Here is an 18260-nt window from a genome sequence, read left to right as displayed (position 1 = left end):
CTGTCCTGAGGCCGCAAGTCTTCAAGAGTTGTCGAGGGGGCGGGGGCTGGTGAGGGGGAGTAGGTGGGCGGCGGGTTGCTGGGCGCGGACGGCGGCGGCGAGGTCTGCCGCGCGCGAGGTAGGCAGGCCGGACGCGTTGAGCTGGAATTTCAGGTCGAGGTCGGCGGGGGCCAGGGGGTAGGCCTCGCTGCCACGGGACGCGTCGACCCGGTGCTCCAGCAGGCGGCCGTCGACGGTGCGTACGCGCAGCACGGCGGCGAAGGCGTTCGGGAACAGCTCGGTGGCGCGCTCGTCGGCCACGCAGGTGACCCGGGCCGCGAGGGCCAGCACGGCATCGTCGAGCCGCTCGAAGTCGGCGGTGCCCACGCCGAGCCCACCGCCGCCGAGCAGCGCGGTCGCGACCGTGTAAGGGCCCGAGAACTTCCCGTGGTACGCCGTCTGTGGCCGGGCCTTGTCAGCGGCCGGTTCGGCGATCGTGCGCAGCACGGGTGCGGCGACGCCCAGTTCGACCGAGGCCACGTCGGCGGCGCGCAACCCGGCGGCCCGTAACGCGAGCGCGCAGTCGATGCCGGGGTGGGTGAAATGGTTGGTCGGATACGGCTTGTAGACGGTGCGGGACAGTTCCCACCGCTCGCCGAGGCCGCCGAGCAGGGCGTCGGCGTCGAAGGCCCCCGAGGTGTACGCGGCGAAGAAGCCGAAACGCCCCTCCAGCACCGTCGGCGGGCCGGTCAGCCCGTCGGCGGCGAACACGGCGGCGCTGACCGCGGCGTGCGCCGCCCAGCCGCAGTGCGTCTTCTTGACCGTGCCACCGGTGCGGTTGGCCTCCAGCAGCCCCGCGCCCATGGACGCCGCGATCCCCATGGCGTGCGCGATCCCGGCCGCGTCCAGCCCGTACAGCAGCCCCGCCGCGGCGGCCCCGCCGATCGTGCCGCAGATCGAGGTGGCGTGCAGGCCCCGCTCGAAGAACACCGAGTTGCGCAGCTCCCGGTCGTACGCGGCCATGCCCAGCCGGTTGCAGATCTCGATCCCGGCGGCGACCGCGCGCACCAGCGACGGCCCGTCCGCGCCGGTGGCCTCGGCGGCGGCCAGCGCGGCGGGCACGATGCTCGCGCTGGGGTGCAGCACCGACGGCAGGTGCGTGTCGTCGAAGTCGAGCGCGTGCGCCATGACCCCGTTGACCAGCGCGGCGGCGGGCGCGGGCAGCCGGTCGCCCGCCCCGATCACGGTCGCCTCGGGCGTGCCGCCCCAGCGCCGCACCGACGCGAGCACCGCCCGCACCGCCGGATCGTCCTGCGCCGCCAGCGCCAGCCCGAGAATGTCGAGGATGCGTCCCGGCACCCCGTCCGGAATATCGGCCTCGCGGCAGGCCGCCGCGAACTCCGCGAGCCGCCGCACAGCCGTGTCGACGGCGACCGACGGACCAGCTCCGCCCGAAGCGGCACCGCCGGGGGCGGCGCCGACAGGCGAGGCGACGGTGTCGCCGGTCGGGCGGTCTGCGGTCGTCATGCGAGCACCGCCAGGGGGCGGACCGGGGCGCCGGTCGCGCCGACCAGGGGTAGCGGGTTGAGTACGAGCAGGATCTCGCGGGCGCCGGTGGCCAGCAGCGGGTCCAGGTTCATCGTCTCGACGATGTGGATGCCGTGCTCGACGAGCAGCACCCGGTGCGCGGGCAGCACGGCGTGGCCGCGTCCGGCGGGGATGTGCTCGAAGGCGATGGTCTCCGCGCCGACGGCGGCGGGGGAGTGCGCGGCCAGCCAGTGCGCGGCGGCCTCGTCCGGTCCCGGGGTGCCGTCCCGGACGCCGATGAAGGCGTCGTGCTCGGACCAGCGGCGTGACCAGCCGGTGCCGATCAGGATCACCTCGCCGGGGGCCAGGGTCAGGCCCGACGCGGCGCGATCGAGGTCGTCGGGCGTGATCGCGTACCCGGCGGGCAGCACGTCCACGCCGTGTACGCGGGCCACGTCCAGGACCACGGCGCGGCCCAGGTAGGGCGGGAACGTGTCGATGCCGAGGTCGCTGAAGCCCAGGTGGGACTGCAGGGGACCGGCGGGGCGGCCGCCGTGCAGCAGGCCGTCCTGCGACACGTGCGACAGCGCGTCGACGTGCGTGCCGACATGGCCGCCGGTGACGATCAGCTCGTTGGCCGCCGAGCCGCCGTCGGGCCGGTTCATGTCGCCGTGCCGCCGTTCGAGGGCCATCCGGTACGGCGGATGATTGGGCGACTGCGGCATGCCCCGCCGCATCGGCTGCGCCAGGTCGATCACCTGCCGCCCCCGTACCGCCTCCCACGGCGTGACGACGCCGCTGCGGGCTCGGCCGCTCGGGGCGGGTAGCAGTGCGTGCCGGTCCTGGTCGAGGCCCTGCATCAGATCACTCCGGTGTCGCGCAGTGCGGTCAGCTCGTCCGGGGTGAGGCCGAGCCGTTCGCGGTAGACGGTGTCGTTGTCGGCCCCGCGGGGGCGGCCGGTCCAGCCGATCCGGCCGGGGGTCTGCGACATGCGGTAGAGCACGTTCGGCATCCGCAGCGGGCCGAGGACCGGGTCGTCGACCGTGGTGATCGAGTCCAGGGCGGCGAACTGCGGGTCGGTGAACACGTCGGTGATGTCGTAGATGGGCGCGACGGCAGCCTGGGCCTCGTCGAACGCCCGGGTGACCTCGTCCAGGTCGCGCCGGGCGATCCAGCCGCCGACGTGGGCGTCGAGCTCGTCGGCGTGCGCGGCGCGGCCCGCGCCGGTGGCGAACCAGGGTTCGGCGATCACCTCGGGGTGGCCGACCAGGTCCATGACCCGTTCGGCGATGGCCTGGGCGCTGGTGGACACGGCCACCCAGCGGCCGTCGCGGGTGCGGTACGTGTTGCGCGGCGCGTTGTTGACCGAGCGGTTGCCGGTGCGCTGCTGCACGAGCCCGAGCTGGTCATACGCCATGGCCTGCATGCCCAGCACGGTCAGCATCGGCTCGACGATGGCCAGGTCGATCACCTGCCCGGTGCCGCCGCGCGCGTCGCGGTGGTAGAGCGCGGTCATCACGGCCTGCGCGCAGGTCAGCGCGGAGATGCCGTCGGCCAGCCCGAACGGCGGCAGGGTGGGCGGCCCGTCGGGTTCGCCGGTGATCGCCGCGAAGCCGCTCATCGCCTCGGCGAGCGTGCCGAAGCCGGGCCGGTGGGCGTACGGGCCGTGCTGGCCGAACGCGGTGACCCGGGCGACGATCAGGCGCGGGTTGACCTCGTGCAGCACCTCGGGGGACAGCCCCCAGCGCTCCAGGGTGCCGGGCCGGAAGTTCTCGATGAGCACGTCGGCTTCGGACAGCAGCCGCTTGGCCAGTGCCGCGCCCTCGGGGCGGCCCAGGTCGAGGGTGACCGTCTGCTTGTTGCGCCCCAGCATGGTCCACCACAGCGGCACGCCGTCGCGGGCCGGGCCGTGTCCGCGCGACGGGTCGCCCTTGGCCGGGTGCTCGATCTTGATCACGTCCGCGCCGTAGTCGCCGAGGATCGTCGCGGCGAGGGGTCCGGCGAAGAGCGTCGCGGCGTCGACGACGGTGACGCCGGACAGGGCGGCGGGCGGCATGGGGGAACCGTACACGGCCTACCCTCAAAAAGGAAACCTCGTTACAGTGTGCGAAACGCTCTCCTGGGAGGATCGCCGTGGCACGATACGATCTGCTGGTCAAGGACGGAACACTGGTGCTGCCGTATGTCGGCACGGTACGCGCCGATCTCGCCGTACGCGACGGGAAGATCGCGGCGATCGGCGACGACCTCGACCCGGCCTCGGCCGACGAGGTGATCTCGGCGCGCGGCCGGCTGGTGTTCCCCGGGGCCGTCGACGCCCACTACCACCTGGGCATCTACCGGGACCTGGCCCTGGACGCCGCCGAGGAGACCCGGTCGTCGCTGGTCGGCGGCGTGACCACGGTGCTGTCCTACTTCCGTACCGGCCAGCACTACCTCAACCGCACCGGCCCGTACGGCGAGATCTTCCCGCAGGTGCTCGACGCCGTCGCGGGGCACGCCTGGACCGACTACGGCTTCCACCTCGCGCCGATGGACACCGCGCAGGTCGGCGAGGTGCCCGCGCTGATCGACGAGCACGGCGTCAGCTCGTTCAAGTACTACATGTTCTACAAGGGCTTCAACCTGTCCGCCGACTCCCGCGACGCCAAGTCCTTCACCATGAGCGACGAGTACGACCTCGGCCACCTGTACCAGATCATGGAGGCGGTCGCGGCCAACCAGCGCGACGGCCGCCGGGTCTCGCTGTCGCTGCACTGCGAGCAGGCCGAGCTGATGCGCCTGTTCATCGACCGGGTCCGCGCCGCGGGTGACCCGCAGACCCTGAAGGCGTACTCCGACGCCCGCCCGCCGCTGACCGAGCAGGTCGCCATCGGCGAGGCGACGACCCTGGCGGGCGCGACCGGCTGCCCCGTCAACCTGCTGCACCTGTCCTCGGCTGAGGCCATCGCCGCGGCTGCCGCCGCCAAGGCCACCGGCCGCCTGGACCTGCGCTGCGAGGTCACCCTGCACCACCTGTGCCTGGACCACGAGAGCCTGGACCGCCGCGGCGGCCTCGGCGCGAAGGTCAACCCGCCGATCCGCTCCGTATCGGACACCGAGGCGCTGTGGGCCGCCGTGCTCGACGGCACCGTCGACTGGGTGGCCTCCGACCACGCCTGCTGCCTGGAGGAGAACAAGGGCGACGCCCTGTGGCCCGCGCTGCCCGGCTTCGGCGGCACCGCCCTGCTGTACCCGATCCTGCTCAGCGAGGGCATGCACAAGCGCGGCCTGTCCCCCCAGCGCGTCGCCGAACTCGCCTCCGGCAACCCCGCCCGCGCGTACGGCCTCGCCGGCCGCAAGGGCAGCCTGATGGTCGGCCACGACGCCGACCTCACCATCGTCGACCCCGACCTGGAACAGGAGGTCACCACCGACCTCCTCCTCTCCGGCCAGGACCACTGCCCCTTCGAAGGCCACAAGGTCAAAGGCTGGCCCGTCGCCACCATCGTCGGCGGCCACCTCACCTACCGCGACGGCAAGATCCTCGGCACCCCCACCGGCCGCTTCATCGCCCGCTGACCCCCGCCCCGCCCCGCCCGGCCCAACCCCGCCCCTCGCGCAACTCTTAAAGAGTCGCGGCCTCCAGAGCCCCTGGAGGCCGCGACTTTTTAAGAGTTGCTGCAGGAGGGGGTGGGGCGAGGCCTAGGCGGGGAAGGTTCCGGCGCGGCCGAGCATGGCCGGGGCGGTGATGGCGAGCCGGTCGGCGATCCAGGTGCCGGTCGCGGCCAGCGCGTCGAGGCGTACGCCGGTGTCGATCCCCGAGCGCTCCAGCAGGTAGGCCAGGTCCTCGGTGGCGATGTTGCCGGTCGCGGCCGGGGCGAACGGGCAGCCGCCGATGCCGCCGGTGCTGGCGTCCAGTGCGGTGACCCCGTGCTCCAGCGCGGCCATCGCGTTGGCGTACCCGGTGTTGCGGGTGTTGTGGAAGTGCGCGCGCAGCGCGACGTCCGGCGCGACCGCGCGCACGGCCGTGACCAGCGCGGCGACCTGGCGCGGCACGCCGACGCCGATGGTGTCGGCCAGGCAGATCTCGTCCGGGGCGACCCGCGCGGCGGCGACCAGCCCGGCCACCTGCGCGGCGGTGACCTCGCCGGTGAACGGGCAGCCGAACGCGGCGGCGACGGTCAGCGTGGTGCGCAGCCCGGCCGCGCGGGCGCCGGCGGCGACCGCGTCCCACTGGGCGAGCGACGCGGCGCTGGTCATGCCCTGGTTGCGCTGCGAGAACTCGTCGGTGGCGACCAGCACGTAGTTGACCTCGTCCACGCCCGCCGAGGCCAGTGCGCGATCCAGGCCGCGCCGGTTGAGCACCAGGCCGATGTAGGACACGTCCGCAGGCCGGGGGATCGCGGCGAGCACCGCCTCCGCGTCGGCCATCTGCGGCACCCGCGCCGGGTGGGCGAACGCGACCGCCTCGATCCGGCGCACTCCCGCGGCGAGCGCGCGCGTGATGTACTCGACTTTCAGCTCGGTGGACAGCAGCGTCTTCTCGTTCTGCAGCCCGTCGCGCGGGCCGACCTCGACGATCTCCACGGCACCCTCGGTTCCTCTAGCGAAACAGCGTTTCCAAAGCATAGGATGCGGCCGTGACAGGCGCACTATCCGACATCAGGGTTATCGAGACGGGCACGCTGCTGGCCGGCCCGTTCTGCGGGCAACTGCTCGGCGACTTCGGCGCCGAGGTCATCAAGCTGGAGGACCCCGGCAAGGGCGATCCGATGCGGCAGTGGGGCCGGGAGAAGCCGCACGGCCAGTCGCTGTGGTGGCCGGTGGTCGCCCGCAACAAGAAGTCCGTCACCTGCAACCTGCGCGTGCAGGAGGGCCAGGACCTGGTGCGGCGACTGGTCGCCGACGCGGACGTGCTGCTGGAGAACTTCCGGCCGGGCACCCTGGAGCGCTGGGGGCTGGGCTGGGACGAGCTGTCCGCGATCAACCCGCGGCTGATCCTGGTCCGGGTCACCGGCTACGGCCAGACCGGCCCGTACTCCCCGCGCGCCGGATTCGGCTCGATCGGCGAGGCGATGGGCGGCATCCGCTACGTCACCGGCGAGGCCGACCGGCCGCCGTCGCGCTCGGGCATCTCGCTGGGCGACTCGCTCGCGGCGACCTACGCGGCGTACGGCACCCTGGCCGCGCTGCACGCCCGCGAGCGCACCGGCCGTGGCCAGGTCGTCGACTCGGCCATCTACGAGGCGGTGCTGGCGATGATGGAGTCGCTGCTGCCGGAGTGGGCGGTGGCCGGATACCAGCGCGAGCGCACCGGTGCGGTGCTGCCCAACGTGGCCCCGAGCAACGCGTACCCGACCGCGGACGGCACCGAGGTGCTGATCGCGGCCAACCAGGACACCGTCTTCCGGCGGCTGTGCGAGGTCATGGGCACCCCGGAGCTGGCCGCCGATCCGCGCTACGCCACGCACGGCTCGCGCGGCGCGCAGCAGGCCGAGCTGGACGACCTGATCGCCGCGTGGACCCGCACCCAGCCTTCGGACAAGCTGCTGGCCGCCCTGCACGAGGCCGGGGTCCCGGCGGGCGGCGTGTACACCGCCAAGGACATGCTGGCCGACCCGCACATCGCGGCCCGCGAGGCGATCGTGCGGGTGCCGCACCCGGACTTCGGCGAGCTGCCCATGCAGAACGTCGCCCCCCGCCTGTCGGCCGACCCCGGCTCGGTGCGCTGGGCCGGTCCCACGCTGGGCCAGCACAACGACGAGGTGTACGGCAGCCTGCTCGGGCTGTCCGAGGCGGAGCGGGCCGCGCTGCGGGAGCGGGGCGTCATCTGATGGCGCTGGACGCCGACTACGCGCAGGCCGGGTTCGCCCGGCGGCTGGGCTGGGGCGAGCGCCCGGCGGTGCTGCTGGTCGACCCGGTCGCGGCGTACACGGCGGCTGGTTCGCCGCTGCGGCTCGACACCGGGCAGGCCGCGCTCGACGCGATGGCCGCGCTGCTGGCGGCCGCGCGGGCGGCCGGGCTGCCGGTGGTGCTGACCGGCGTACGGTACGCCGACGCCGGTTGCGCCGAGGCCCCGCTGTTCGCGGCGAAGGTGCCCGCGCTGGCGGCGTTCGCCGAGGGCAGCCCGCTGGGGGACTTCCCGGTCGAGGTGGCCCCGCGTCCGGGCGAGCACGTCGTGCTCAAGCACTACGCGAGCGCGTTCGCGGGCACGTCGCTGGCGGCCTGGCTGACCGCGCACCGGGTGGACACCCTGGTCCTCGGCGGCTTCTCGACCAGCGGCTGCGTACGCGCCTCGGCCGTGGACGCGCTCCAGCACGGCTTCCGGCCGATGGTGGTGCGCGAGGCCTGCGCCGACCGTGATCCCGGCCCGCACGAGGCGAACCTGTTCGACCTCGACGCCAAGTACGCCGACGTGGTGGCGCTGGACGAGGCGCTGTCCCGGCTGGTCTGAACGCAGGGGTGCTCCCCGGCCCGGTGCGCGGGCCGGGGAGCGGTCCGATCAGGTCAGGACGACGGCATCAGCACGGAGTCGACGATGTACACCGTGGCGTTGCGGGTCTGCACGTTGCCGCAGACCACGTTCGCGCTGTCGTTGACCTTGAAGTCCGTGCCGCTGCCGGACACGGTCAGGTCCTGGCCCTCCAGGGTCTTGTGCATGCCCGCGAGCTTGTCGGGCGCGGTCTTCCCGGCCACCACGTGGTAGGTCAGGATCTTCGTGAGCGTCGCCTTGTCGGCCAGCACCTTGTCCAGGTCGGCCTTCGGGATCTTCGCGAAGGCGTCGTTGGTCGGCGCGAAGACGGTGACCGCCTCGGCGTTGTTGAGCGTGTCGACCAGGCCAGCCTGCTTCACCGCGGCGACCAGCGTGGACAGCAGCGGGTTGCCCGAGGCCGCCGTGGCCACGGGCTGCTGGGCCATCGCCTCGAAGCTGCCGGGGTTGTTCGGGTCCTTCGGCACGGCCGCGCAGCCGGCGCCGAACTCGTCCGCGGCCATCGCGGAGCTGCCGGTCGCCGTGGGCTGGGTGGCCATGGTGTCGTTGCCGCAGGCCGTCAGGGCCAGCGTGAACGCGAAGGTGCCGGCTGCCGCGAGCGCGGTCAGCCTCCTCTTGCCGAGCATGTCGGTGTCCTTCCTCCGGTAAGACTTCAGGAGGGATTCGGCACCGGGCCCGGCATGGTTTGGTCAGATCGCCAGATTTTTTATTTTTCTGCTTTCTGAGCGCTTTGCGAGATTCTTTCGGGTGAGCGGTAGAGCTGTTCGAGCACGTCGGCGTACTTGCGCACGATCGCGGCCCGGCGCAGTTTCAGCGTCGGCGTCAGCTCGTCGCCACCCGGCGCCCACACCGCGTCGAGGACCTCGTACCGCTTGATCTGCTCGACCCGGGACAGCTCGGCGTTGCCCGCCGCGACCCCCGCCGCGACGGCCTCGGCGACCGTATCCGCGCCGTGCCGCGCGGTGTGCGACGCCACCGCCTCCGGGTCGAGCACGACCAGAGCCACGTTGTACGGCCGCCCGTCGCCGACCACGACCAGCGCTCCGATCAGCGCGCACGCCGACTTCACGACGCCTTCGATGTTGGCCGGGGACATGTTCTTGCCCGCCGCGTTGATGATCAGTTCCTTCTTGCGGTCCACGATGGAGACGTAGCCGTCCCCGTCGATCGTGGCCACGTCCCCGGTGTGCAGCCAGCCTTCGGCGTCGAACGCGTCGGCGGTGCGGGCCGGGTCGCGGTGGTAGCCGCGGGTCACCAGCGGGCCGCGGATCAGCAGCTCGCCGTCGTCGGCCAGGCGCACCAGCACGCCGGGGGCGGGGATGCCGACGGTGCCGGGGCGGATCGCGCCGGGCGGGTTGAGGGTGCTCGCGCCGCAGGTCTCCGACATGCCCCAGATCTCGCACACGGGCAGCCCTAGGTCCAGGAAGAACTCCAGCACCGGCACGGGCAGCGCGGCCGCCCCGCACATCGCCCAGCGCATCCGGTCCATGCCCAGCCGTTGCCGGACCCGGCCGAGCACGAGCCGGTCCGCGATCCGCGCCAGCGCCCGCGCACCCGGCCCGCCGCGCCTGCCCCGGCCCCAGCGCAGCGCGAGGCTGAACGCCCACCGCCGGGGCGCGGGCGCGTCGAGCAGCGCGTCGGTGATGCGGGCGCGCATCTTCTCGAACACCCGCGGCACCGCCGCCCAGTACGTCGGGCGCACCTGCGCCAGGGCCGCGCCGAGCTGGGTCAGGTCGGCCAGGCAGGTGATCCGCGCGCCGTACAGCAGTTGCAGGTAGTGGCTGGCCAGCCGGTCGGCTACGTGCGCGGCGGGCAGGTACGACAGCCCGTGGTCGGCGCGTTCCAGCGGGAACAGCGCAGTCACCGCGTCGGCCTCGGCCAGCAGGTTGGCGTGGGTCAGCTCGACGCCCTTCGGCGGGCCGGTGGTGCCCGAGGTGTAGATCAGGGTCAGCAGGTCGTCGGGCTGCACGGCCTGCCACGCGGCGTCGAAGTCGAAACCGGGCTCGGCCATCGCGCACAGCTCGTCGAGGGTGACCGTGCCGTCGGGCCTGCCGTCGACGCAGACCAGGTGCTCGTAGGCGGCCCCGCTGGCGACGATGCGTGCCGCGTACTGCTGCTCGCAGATCACGACGCGGGCCTGGGCGTTGCCGAGCACGTAGGCGATCTGCGACGGCGACGAGGTGTTGTAGATCGAGAACGGCACGGCACCGAGGTGGATCGCGGCCGTGTCGGCGAGGTGGAACTCGGGCCGGTTGGCCAGCATCAGCGCCACCGTCTGCCCCCGGTGCACACCGGCACCCGCCAGACCGGCCGCGATGGCGCGCACCCGGGCGGCGTACCCGCGCCAGGTGATCTCGACAGCGGAGCCGAACGCCCCGAGCGCGACGGCGTCCGGCGCGACGGCGGCGGTGGCCTGAAACGCCGCGCACAGGGTGGTGGGGGTCATTGCTGTCCTCTCCGGAGTGGTCAGCGCAGGTGGAGCAGTTGCATCGCGCGCACGGCGGCGGTCAGCGCGCGGGCGTAGCGGGCCTGCCCGGGACCGGCCGGTGGGGTGAGGTTCAGCCGCTGCTGGGCGATGGTCTGGGCGGCGGTGTACGCGAGCAGCCCGGCGGTCCCGTGGCGGCGGCCGAGCCCGGACGACTTCATGCCGCCCATGGGCGCGTCGTGCGAGGCGTACGCCGCCGCGTACCCCTCGTTGATGTTCACCGTCCCGGCCCGCAACCGCCGCGCCAGCGCCCGCGCCGCCGGAGTGTCCCGGCTGAACACGGCCGCGTTGAGCCCGTACTCGGTGTCGTTGGCCAACTCGACGGCCGCGTCGTCGCCCGGCACGCCGTACACGGCCACCACCGGCCCGAACGTCTCCTCGCGGTACACCGCCATGGCGGGGGTGACCCCGGTCAGCACGGTCGGCTCGTGGAACAGCGGGCCCAGGTCGGGGCGGGCCGCGCCACCGGCCAGCACCGTCGCGCCGTGCGTGGTCGCGTCCTCGACGTGGCGGCGCACCGTGGCCAGCACCCGGGGCAGGCTGAGTGAGCCCATCTGCGGGCCGTAGTCCAGGTCGGCGCCCAGCCGCAGCCCGCGCACCAGGGGCAGGAAGCGGTCCAGGAACGCGTCGCGCACGCTGTCGTGCACGATGATGCGCTCGGCGGACAGGCACAGCTGCCCGGCACTGGCGAAGCAGGCCCGTACGGCGGCGTGGGCGGCCTGGTCGAGGTCGGCGTCGGCGCGTACCAGCAGGGCGTTCTTGCCGCCCAGCTCCAGCGAGCAGCCGATGAGCCGCCGCCCGGCGCGGGCCGCCACCGCCCGGCCCGCGGCCGTGGAACCGGTCAGGCACAGGTGGTCCGCGCCGTCGAGCAGCGCGTCGCCGATGTCGGCGGGCTCGCCGACGACCTGCTGCCACACGGCGCTCGGCAGGCCGGCCTCGGTCATCAGGTCACGCGCCCAGGCGGCGGTCCGGGCGGTCTGCGTGTCCGGCTTGTGCACGACGGCGTTGCCCGCCAGCAGTGCGGGCACGATGTCGGTGACGGCCAGCGCCAGCGGATAGTTCCACGGCGTGATCACCCCGACCACGCCGAGCGGATGGCGCACCTCCACCGCGTACGTCAGCAGCGGCAGCGCGCCGCCCCGGCGGCGGGGCCGCAGCAGGCGCGGCGCGCGGCGGGCGTAGTAGGTGCTGACCAGTGCCGCGTCCAGCACCTCCTCGTGCGCGTGCAGCCTGGCCTTGCCCGTCTCGCGCTGCACCAGGTCGAGGATCTCGTCCTGGCGGCGCAGCAGCAGCGCGGCGAAGCGGCGCACCGGCCGGGCCCGCTCGCGCGGCGACAGCGCCGCCCAGCCGGTCTGGGCCGCGCGGGCGCGGACGTAGGCCAGTGCGACGTCGTCGGCAGTGGACTGCCGCACGGGCGGCAGCGGCTCACCGGACAGCGGTGCCAGCGGGGTGGCGTCGGCCCCACGGGACTGAGGGGTGCCCATGCGTGCACGGTAGCCCTTCGCGCCGCAAACGCAAGAGGTAGCCGCATCAACGCAGGTCAGCGCAATATAAATCAAGCGCGCTTGACTTTTATCGGCCTGGTGATGAGGGTGGACGCCGTGCTGAACCTCGTGACCTCGACGGTCGAGCGCGCCGTCGCGACGCTGACATTGGACTCCCCGCACAACCGCAACGCCCTGTCGTCGGCGCTGGTCGCACAGCTCGGTGACGCCCTGGCCGCCGCCGCGGCCGACCCCGGCGTACGCGCCGTGGTGCTGACCCACACGGGGCGGGTGTTCTGTGCGGGAGCGGACCTGACCGAGGCCGCCGGCGGCGGGATAGCCGAGGGCACCGCACGGCTGTCGGCACTGCTGCGCACCATCGTTGAGCTGCCGAAACCGGTGGTGGCGCGGATCGACGGGCAGGTGCGCGCGGGCGGGCTCGGCCTGCTCGGCGCGTGCGACATCGCGCTGGCCGGGCCCGCGTCCGGGTTCGCGTTCACCGAGGCCAGGCTCGGCGTGGCCCCAGCCGTGATCTCGCTGACGACGCTCACCCGGATGCCCGAGCGGGCCGCCGCGCGCTACTACCTGACCGGCGAGGTGTTCGACGCCGAGGCCGCCGTCGCCTGCGGACTCGTCACGCAGACCGGGGGCGACGTGGATGCGCTGCTCGGCGAGGTGCTGGACGGGCTGCGCGCCGCGTCGCCGCAGGGGCTGGCCGCGTCCAAGCTGCTCACCACGGCTGTGGTGCGCCGCGCGCTGGACGAACACGGGGCGCGGCTGGCGCAGGAGTCGGCGCGGCTGTTCGCCACCGATGAGGCGGTCGAGGGTATGACCGCGTTCCTGCAACGGCGCAAGCCGTCCTGGGCGGCCTGACCTGGATATCGACACATTGGCATACATCATTGCTTGTCTCGTAGAGGGAAACGGTGTTCCACTGTGCGAACCAGATCCCCTCGATGAGAGGAATATCGATGTTCAGACGAGCGATCCTCGTGCTGGCACTGATCACCGCGGGGGTGGCGGGCTTCGGCTCGCCCGCCGCGGCCGACAGCTCCACCCCCGGGGCGTACGCCGTGGGCTATGTCGACGCCTCGGTCAGCGCCTCCGGCCGCTCCTTCAGCGCCCGGATCTACTACCCGGCGGCCGCCGCGGGGCAGAACGCGGCCGTGGCCGCCGGGCGCTTCCCGGCCATCGCGTTCGGGCACGGCTTCCTGCAGAGCGTCAGCAAGTACTACAGCACCATGCAGCACCTGGCCTCGTGGGGCTTCGTGGTGGCCGCGCCGACCTCGCAGGGCAGCCTGTTCCCGAGCCACAGCGCCTTCGCCGACGACCTCAACGCGCAGCTCACCTGGTTGGTCGCGCAGGACACCACGACGGGCTCGCGGTTCAACGCGCACATCGTCACCACCAGGCTGGGCCTGTCCGGCCACTCGATGGGCGGCGGCGCGAGCGTGCTGGCCGCGTCCCGCAACCCCGCGGTGACCACGGTGGCCAACCTCGCGGCAGCCGAGACCAACCCGTCGGCGGCGGCCGCCGCGGCCTCGGTGCGGGTGCCGATGATGCTGGTCGCGGGGGAGAAGGACGGCACCGCGCCGATCGCGAGCCACCAGCGCCCGATCTACAACGGCAAGGCCGCGCCCAAGCAGCTGCGCACCATCAAGGGCGGCTTCCACTGCGGCTTCATCGACACCTCGTCGGCGTTCTGCGACAGCGGCACCATCACCCGGGCGGTCCAGCTGCAGATCACGCGGCGGGTGCTGACCGACTGGTTCCGGTACTACCTGGCGGGCGACACGTCGGCGTACGACGCCGTGTGGGGCCCTGGCGCGACCGGCGACCCACAGGTCGTGTTCGAGGGCGTCGCCTAGGTGAGACAGGGGTGCCGGGTGCGAGCCGCCGATCGGGGGTCCGCGCCCGGCACCGCCGGTGTTCGGGAGCCGGGCGGGTCAGACCCGGCCCGCCGCGTAGACGCGGGCGCCGAGGTCGGCGAGCACCGCGTCGGCGGCGCGGCGGCCGGAGACCAGGGCACCCTGGATCGAGCTGGTGTCGCGGTGGTCGCCGCAGACGTAGCGGCCGGGGCCGTGGCGCACCGGGCGGCGCATCCGGTGCGGGGCGGGCATCGCGGGCAGCGCGTGCGGGATGCGGTATGCGTCCAGGAACTGCCAGCCGTCGGTCGGCACCTCGTACAGCACCGACAGGCGGGCCCGGATCGCCCGTTGCAGCACGTCGACCGGGGTGACGGTGTCCAGGGTGGACGTGGCGATCAGGGCGCGGCCGTCGGTGGAGTAGCCCGCGGCCGCGGCGGTCATGACGACCGTGTTGGCGATCAGGCCGCCGCCGCCGGGGTCCACGGTCAGCATCGGGTGAGCCGACGGGGCCCCGAAGCACGCGTGGTAGAACGTCGTCACCCCGTGCCAGGCGGGCGTACGCAGGCCGGGCAGCAGGGCGGCGGCCGTGTTCCCGTCGGTGGCCACCACGACGGCCCGCGCGGCGATCTCCTCGCCGCCGTGCACCGCCACGCCGTGCGGGGTCAGCGCGTCCACCCGCGCGCCGGTGCGGATCGTGCCCAGCGGCAGCCGGGACGCGAGCAGCCGGGGCAGGGCCTGCATGCCCTGGGCGGGCACGGCCGCGCCGCCGCGCAGGAACATGCGCCACATGAGGTGGAAGAAGCGCCCCGAGGTGTCGAGCCGGTCCTCCAGGAACACCCCGGCCAGGAAGGGCCGCAGCACCCGGTCCACGGTCACCGGCGACACGTCGGCCGCCTTGAGCTCGTCCAGGGTGGACAGGTCGGGCTGGCGCAGCACCGCGGCCGTCGAGCCGAGCGTGTCCCGGGCGGCCAGTTCGACCAGGGTCAGCCCGTCGGCGGGCGGCACCAGCCCGGCGGCCAGCGCGAGCGCGGCGGTCGGGCCGGGGCGCAGCTGGTGGGTGCGCCCGCCCCAGTGCACCGCGACCCCGCGCGTGAACGGCCGCAGGTGCAGCTCGGACAGGTCGCACTCCTCCTGCAGCGCCGGGTACGCCGGGCAGATGGTCTGGAAGCCGCGGTCGAGCAGGAAGCCGTCGACGGTGTCGGTGCGCACCCTCCCGCCGATGTCGTCGGACGCCTCCAGCACGGTCACCCGCAGTCCCGCCTCGGTGATCCGCCGGGCGGCGACCAGCCCGGCCAGGCCCGCGCCGACGACGGCCACGTCGCACTGTTCCGCCATACGCCCAGGCTAGGCCGCCGTACCTGCGGCGCAGCGCGTTTCGGGGGAGTGCGTCGCTTGATCGCGCGCCGGTTCCTCTAGCGAAACGCCGTTTCCCGTACATAGGATGCACGGCACCGGGCCGCACGCCCGGTCGAAGCCCTGGAGGTAGGCGCATGGCCGTCCCCGCCGTCGACGAGCAGGTCCGCGAGATCGCGGCGTATCCGGGGCGGCCCCCGGTGCGGGTGGCCCGCGGCAAGGCCGCTCCGTTCGGCTGGTGGCCCGCCGTCTGCATCGCCCTGGTCGCGCTCATCGACCGGATCGAGTACAACCTGCTGGCCGGGGCGCTGCCCGCGATCCAGCGCGAGTTCGGATTCGACGACGGCGCGGCGGGCGCGATCGCCACCGCCGGGGCCATCGCCGCGGTGCTCCTGCTGCTGCCCGCCGGGCGGCTGGCCGACACCGGGCGGCGCACCTGGACCGTGGCGGCCGTGGTGGCGGTGTGGGCGCTGCTCACCCTCGGCACCGGGCTGGCCGGCTCCTACGCCATGCTGTTCGGGGTGCGGGTGCTGCTCGGCGCGGCCGGGCAGCTCTACAACCCGCCGTCGTCCAGCCTGCTCGGCGACCTCTACCCCGGACCCAGCCGGGCCCGCGCGTACGGCCTGGAACGCGCCGCGTACTTCGCGGGCCTGCCGATCGGGGTCATCGCGGGCGGGGCGCTGGCCAAGGCGTACGACTGGCGGACCGGGTTCTTCCTCGTCGCGATCCCCGGCGCGGTCATCGCGCTGCTCATGCTCACCGTGCGCGAGCCCGTCCGGGGCGTCGGGGACCGCCTCAGCTCCTGGTACGCCGACCCGGACGCGGTGGACGCGGGTGCGGTGCAGGCCGCGCCGCCCAAGCCGGGCATGGCCGGGCTCATGGGTCAGGTGCGCGAGCTGTGGGCGATCCGCACGCTGCGGTCCGTGGTGAGCGGGCTGAGCATCCTGTTCTTCGGGCTCGGCGGGCTGTTCTTCTGGATGCCGTCGTTCTACCAGCGCGAGTTCGGGCTCGACGAGGCCGCCTCGGCGGCGGTGGGCGGCGGTGCGGGCCTGGTCGGCATCCTCGCCGGAATCGGGCTGGGCAGCTGGCTCGGCGACCGGGGGCACGGCCGCCGACCGGGCTGGCGGGTGCGCCTCGGCGGCTGGTCACTGCTGTTCGGAACGCTCGCGCTGGCCGGGGCGGTCGCGGTCGGCCCGTTCGTGCCGCAGGTGGTCTGCTTCGGACTGGCCAACGTCGGCTTCGCCGGGGCCATCGCGAACCTGACCGCCGCCAACGCCGACGTGGTCGCCGCGTCGCGGCGCGGCCTGGGCTTCGCGGTGCTGCAGTCGGTCATCACGCTGGGCGGCGCGCTCGGGCCGTGGCTCATCGGCGAGGCCTCCGACGCGACCGGTTCCCTGCGCTGGGCGTACGCCGTGGTCATCGCGCCGCTGGTGGTGGGCAGCCTGATCGTGCTGCGCGCCTGGCCCGGCTACGACGCCGACGCCGCCGCCGCGCTGTCCTCCCGCGACACAGCCTCGTGATCGTCGGACTCGCCAGGCAGGTGGGCGATGACGGCCCCAGCTACGCACACCTGCCGGGCGAGTCCGACGATCGAGGCCGGGCACCCTGGTGGGTTCCCTAGGTACGGCGGGCAGGGAGTGTCGGTGACCTTGCAGAAGCTCGATCACCGGCCGGGCGGCTGACAGCATCCGGGCCATGACACGCACAACCCACACCCTCGCCCGCAGGCTGCTCGCCGCTGCGGGCGCGCTGACGTTCTCCACCGCCGCCCTCGCCGCCCCGGCCGCCGCGGCCGAGGAGCCGCCGCGCCGCCCGTACAAGCAGGTCAAGTTCTGCGACCTGAGCATGTGCTACATCGCCTGGCGGGTCATCGACTCCGACGGCGACGGTTACTGCGACGCCGACGAGCTGGTCGCGCGCACGGACCCGTTCGACCCGAAGAGCCACCCGTCCCCGCAGGTGATCGCCGAGCTGGCGATCGGGCGGTCGCTGCCGTCGTTCGAGTACGGCCAGGGCGTCTTCGTGCTGCTGCCGCTGGAGACGGTCAAGCTGCGCCAGCAGGTCGACCGGGGCTGGCTGGAGTCGTTCCCGCTGCCCACCCGCAAGGACTCGCTGGCCCGGATGGGCATCAGCGCGGAACTGCTGTCCTCGTTCGGCCTCAACCCGGGCAAGGACGGGATGACCCTGGGCCTGGACCTGCCCGGCTCGGGCGGCAGCGGGCTGCCCGCCGGGCTCAAACTGGGCAGCCTCGACATCTCGCTGATCAGCGCGGGTGGCGGCGCGTCGTTCGCGGCCAACCGGGGCGGGGTCAAGGACAACCAGCGCGACGACGACGGCTTCGGCGACGTCACCCAGTACTACGACGGCTCGTCGGCGCACACGCGGGTCGACCGGGACACCGGCCGGACCGAGATCGCGTACACCAACCCGGACGGCTCCAACGGCCCGATGGTGAGCATCGACCGGGACTTCGGCTACGACGGCGACACCCGCGTCGAGACCGAGACCACGACCGTGACCGGCGCTGACGGCAAGGTCGAGTCGGTCTCCACGACGGTCACCCGCACCGATCCCGACGGCGGCAAGGAGAGCCAGACCGACAAGACGACGTACAAGCGGGACGAGGACGGCAAGGTCACCGGCACCGTCGTCACCCACTCCGAGTCCTCGACCCCGGCGGGCGGTAACACCACGGGCGGGTCGACCACCAGCCGGTGCGACGAGAACGGCGAGAACTGCACCCAGGTCGGCTCGTCGGGCGGCTACTTCGACGAGAGCCAGGCTCCGGTCGTGGTCACCGAGGAGATGATCCAGGGCGTGCTGCGGGTACGCGGCGCGGCCATCAACGTGGTCCAGGGCTGGACCCCGCCCGGCGGCGGCAACCCGGAGGTCCCCGACCCGAGCGTGATCGTCAACATCGACCCGGACTACGTCGGCGAGTTCGTCCTGGTCGAGCCGAAGCTGACCACGCACGCCCAGCCGAGGTACGCCAACGACCTGCCGCACCCGATGGACGGGGCGCAGTTCCCGCCGACCGGCGGCTGCGGCGGCCTCTGCTGACCCTGATCCCGCCGGGCCCGGCCATCTCTTCC

Annotated in this window: 15 protein-coding genes; 7 read left to right on the top strand and 8 right to left on the bottom strand. The window is 73.6% G+C overall.

Annotation, left to right across the window (positions count from 1 at the left end):
* Positions 1 to 21 precede the first annotated feature (21 nt).
* From HAV40_RS23555 to HAV40_RS23545, 3 genes are read right to left on the bottom strand one after another with little or no spacing between them, the layout of a single operon-like run.
* Positions 22 to 1506, bottom strand: a complete 1485-nt coding sequence (locus HAV40_RS23555) for an MmgE/PrpD family protein (RefSeq protein ID WP_166384796.1) — start codon at positions 1504 to 1506, stop codon at positions 22 to 24.
* A complete protein-coding gene (locus HAV40_RS23550; protein WP_166384794.1) occupies positions 1503 to 2366 on the bottom strand; it encodes a cyclase family protein in 864 nt (287 codons plus the stop codon). Before HAV40_RS23550 ends, HAV40_RS23555 begins: the two co-directional genes overlap by 4 nt.
* Positions 2366 to 3562: a CaiB/BaiF CoA transferase family protein gene (locus HAV40_RS23545; RefSeq protein ID WP_166384792.1), complete on the bottom strand. Its 1197-nt coding sequence runs from the start codon at positions 3560 to 3562 to the stop codon at positions 2366 to 2368. The genes HAV40_RS23550 and HAV40_RS23545 overlap by 1 nt, the downstream gene beginning before the upstream one ends.
* Positions 3563 to 3639: 77 nt before the next feature.
* On the opposite strand from HAV40_RS23545, the gene HAV40_RS23540 reads away from it, so the two are divergent.
* Complete coding sequence (locus tag HAV40_RS23540; RefSeq protein ID WP_166384790.1) at positions 3640 to 5067, top strand: dihydroorotase; 1428 nt, start codon at positions 3640 to 3642, stop codon at positions 5065 to 5067.
* Positions 5068 to 5190: 123 nt separating this feature from the next.
* Here HAV40_RS23540 and HAV40_RS23535 read toward each other — a convergent pair whose 3' ends face one another.
* Complete coding sequence (locus HAV40_RS23535) at positions 5191 to 6075, bottom strand: hydroxymethylglutaryl-CoA lyase (protein ID WP_203671017.1); 885 nt, start codon at positions 6073 to 6075, stop codon at positions 5191 to 5193.
* Positions 6076 to 6128: 53 nt separating this feature from the next.
* Here HAV40_RS23535 and HAV40_RS23530 point away from each other — a divergent pair, with 53 nt between their 5' ends.
* Together HAV40_RS23530 and HAV40_RS23525 are read left to right on the top strand one after the other, a co-directional pair.
* Positions 6129 to 7322, top strand: a complete 1194-nt coding sequence (locus HAV40_RS23530) for a CaiB/BaiF CoA transferase family protein (protein ID WP_166384786.1) — start codon at positions 6129 to 6131, stop codon at positions 7320 to 7322.
* Positions 7322 to 7942 (top strand): isochorismatase family protein, encoded by a 621-nt coding sequence (locus tag HAV40_RS23525; RefSeq protein ID WP_166384784.1) that lies wholly within the window; start codon positions 7322 to 7324, stop codon positions 7940 to 7942. The genes HAV40_RS23530 and HAV40_RS23525 overlap by 1 nt, the downstream gene beginning before the upstream one ends.
* Positions 7943 to 7995: 53 nt before the next feature.
* Here HAV40_RS23525 and HAV40_RS23520 read toward each other — a convergent pair whose 3' ends face one another.
* From HAV40_RS23520 to HAV40_RS23510, 3 genes are all read right to left on the bottom strand, one after another.
* Positions 7996 to 8604, bottom strand: coding sequence for a fasciclin domain-containing protein (locus tag HAV40_RS23520; protein ID WP_166384782.1), 609 nt, complete (start codon positions 8602 to 8604; stop codon positions 7996 to 7998).
* Between the two features lie 80 nt (positions 8605 to 8684).
* Positions 8685 to 10424, bottom strand: a complete 1740-nt coding sequence (locus HAV40_RS23515; protein WP_166384780.1) for an AMP-binding protein — start codon at positions 10422 to 10424, stop codon at positions 8685 to 8687.
* 20 nt (positions 10425 to 10444) lie between these two features.
* Positions 10445 to 11947 (bottom strand): succinic semialdehyde dehydrogenase, encoded by a 1503-nt coding sequence (locus tag HAV40_RS23510; RefSeq protein WP_166384778.1) that lies wholly within the window; start codon positions 11945 to 11947, stop codon positions 10445 to 10447.
* Between the two features lie 117 nt (positions 11948 to 12064).
* Here HAV40_RS23510 and HAV40_RS23505 point away from each other — a divergent pair, with 117 nt between their 5' ends.
* Together HAV40_RS23505 and HAV40_RS23500 are read left to right on the top strand one after the other, a co-directional pair.
* Entirely contained in the window at positions 12065 to 12820 is a 756-nt protein-coding gene (locus HAV40_RS23505) for an enoyl-CoA hydratase family protein (protein WP_239085748.1), read from the top strand.
* A gap of 98 nt (positions 12821 to 12918) precedes the next feature.
* A complete protein-coding gene (locus tag HAV40_RS23500) occupies positions 12919 to 13815 on the top strand; it encodes an alpha/beta hydrolase family protein (RefSeq protein ID WP_203671016.1) in 897 nt (298 codons plus the stop codon).
* Between the two features lie 78 nt (positions 13816 to 13893).
* Here HAV40_RS23500 and HAV40_RS23495 read toward each other — a convergent pair whose 3' ends face one another.
* Positions 13894 to 15150, bottom strand: coding sequence for an NAD(P)/FAD-dependent oxidoreductase (locus HAV40_RS23495; protein WP_166384772.1), 1257 nt, complete (start codon positions 15148 to 15150; stop codon positions 13894 to 13896).
* 155 nt (positions 15151 to 15305) lie between these two features.
* On the opposite strand from HAV40_RS23495, the gene HAV40_RS23490 reads away from it, so the two are divergent.
* Positions 15306 to 16688 (top strand): MFS transporter, encoded by a 1383-nt coding sequence (locus HAV40_RS23490; RefSeq protein ID WP_166384770.1) that lies wholly within the window; start codon positions 15306 to 15308, stop codon positions 16686 to 16688.
* Between the two features lie 175 nt (positions 16689 to 16863).
* Positions 16864 to 18228, top strand: coding sequence for a thrombospondin type 3 repeat-containing protein (locus tag HAV40_RS23485; protein ID WP_166384768.1), 1365 nt, complete (start codon positions 16864 to 16866; stop codon positions 18226 to 18228).
* Positions 18229 to 18260 lie beyond the last annotated feature (32 nt).

Origin of the sequence: Catellatospora methionotrophica, from assembly GCF_011297335.1 — a bacterium.
GTDB lineage: Bacteria > Actinomycetota > Actinomycetes > Mycobacteriales > Micromonosporaceae > Catellatospora > Catellatospora methionotrophica.
The sequence above is the reverse complement of the archived record's forward strand: the minus strand, read 5'-3'. Positions and strand labels throughout refer to the sequence as shown.

What these genes read in the sequence shown, in the direction of transcription:
- HAV40_RS23555 (WP_166384796.1), bottom strand. Translation starts at nt 1,506, where the DNA reads ATGACGACCGCAGACCGCCCGACCGGCGACACCGTCGCCTCGCCTGTC.
- HAV40_RS23550 (WP_166384794.1), bottom strand. Translation starts at nt 2,366, where the DNA reads ATGCAGGGCCTCGACCAGGACCGGCACGCACTGCTACCCGCCCCGAGC.
- HAV40_RS23545 (WP_166384792.1), bottom strand. Translation starts at nt 3,562, where the DNA reads ATGCCGCCCGCCGCCCTGTCCGGCGTCACCGTCGTCGACGCCGCGACG.
- HAV40_RS23525 (WP_166384784.1), top strand. Translation starts at nt 7,322, where the DNA reads ATGGCGCTGGACGCCGACTACGCGCAGGCCGGGTTCGCCCGGCGGCTG.
- HAV40_RS23520 (WP_166384782.1), bottom strand. Translation starts at nt 8,604, where the DNA reads ATGCTCGGCAAGAGGAGGCTGACCGCGCTCGCGGCAGCCGGCACCTTC.
- HAV40_RS23515 (WP_166384780.1), bottom strand. Translation starts at nt 10,424, where the DNA reads ATGACCCCCACCACCCTGTGCGCGGCGTTTCAGGCCACCGCCGCCGTC.
- HAV40_RS23510 (WP_166384778.1), bottom strand. Translation starts at nt 11,947, where the DNA reads ATGGGCACCCCTCAGTCCCGTGGGGCCGACGCCACCCCGCTGGCACCG.
- HAV40_RS23500 (WP_203671016.1), top strand. Translation starts at nt 12,919, where the DNA reads ATGTTCAGACGAGCGATCCTCGTGCTGGCACTGATCACCGCGGGGGTG.
- HAV40_RS23495 (WP_166384772.1), bottom strand. Translation starts at nt 15,150, where the DNA reads ATGGCGGAACAGTGCGACGTGGCCGTCGTCGGCGCGGGCCTGGCCGGG.
- HAV40_RS23490 (WP_166384770.1), top strand. Translation starts at nt 15,306, where the DNA reads ATGGCCGTCCCCGCCGTCGACGAGCAGGTCCGCGAGATCGCGGCGTAT.
- HAV40_RS23485 (WP_166384768.1), top strand. Translation starts at nt 16,864, where the DNA reads ATGACACGCACAACCCACACCCTCGCCCGCAGGCTGCTCGCCGCTGCG.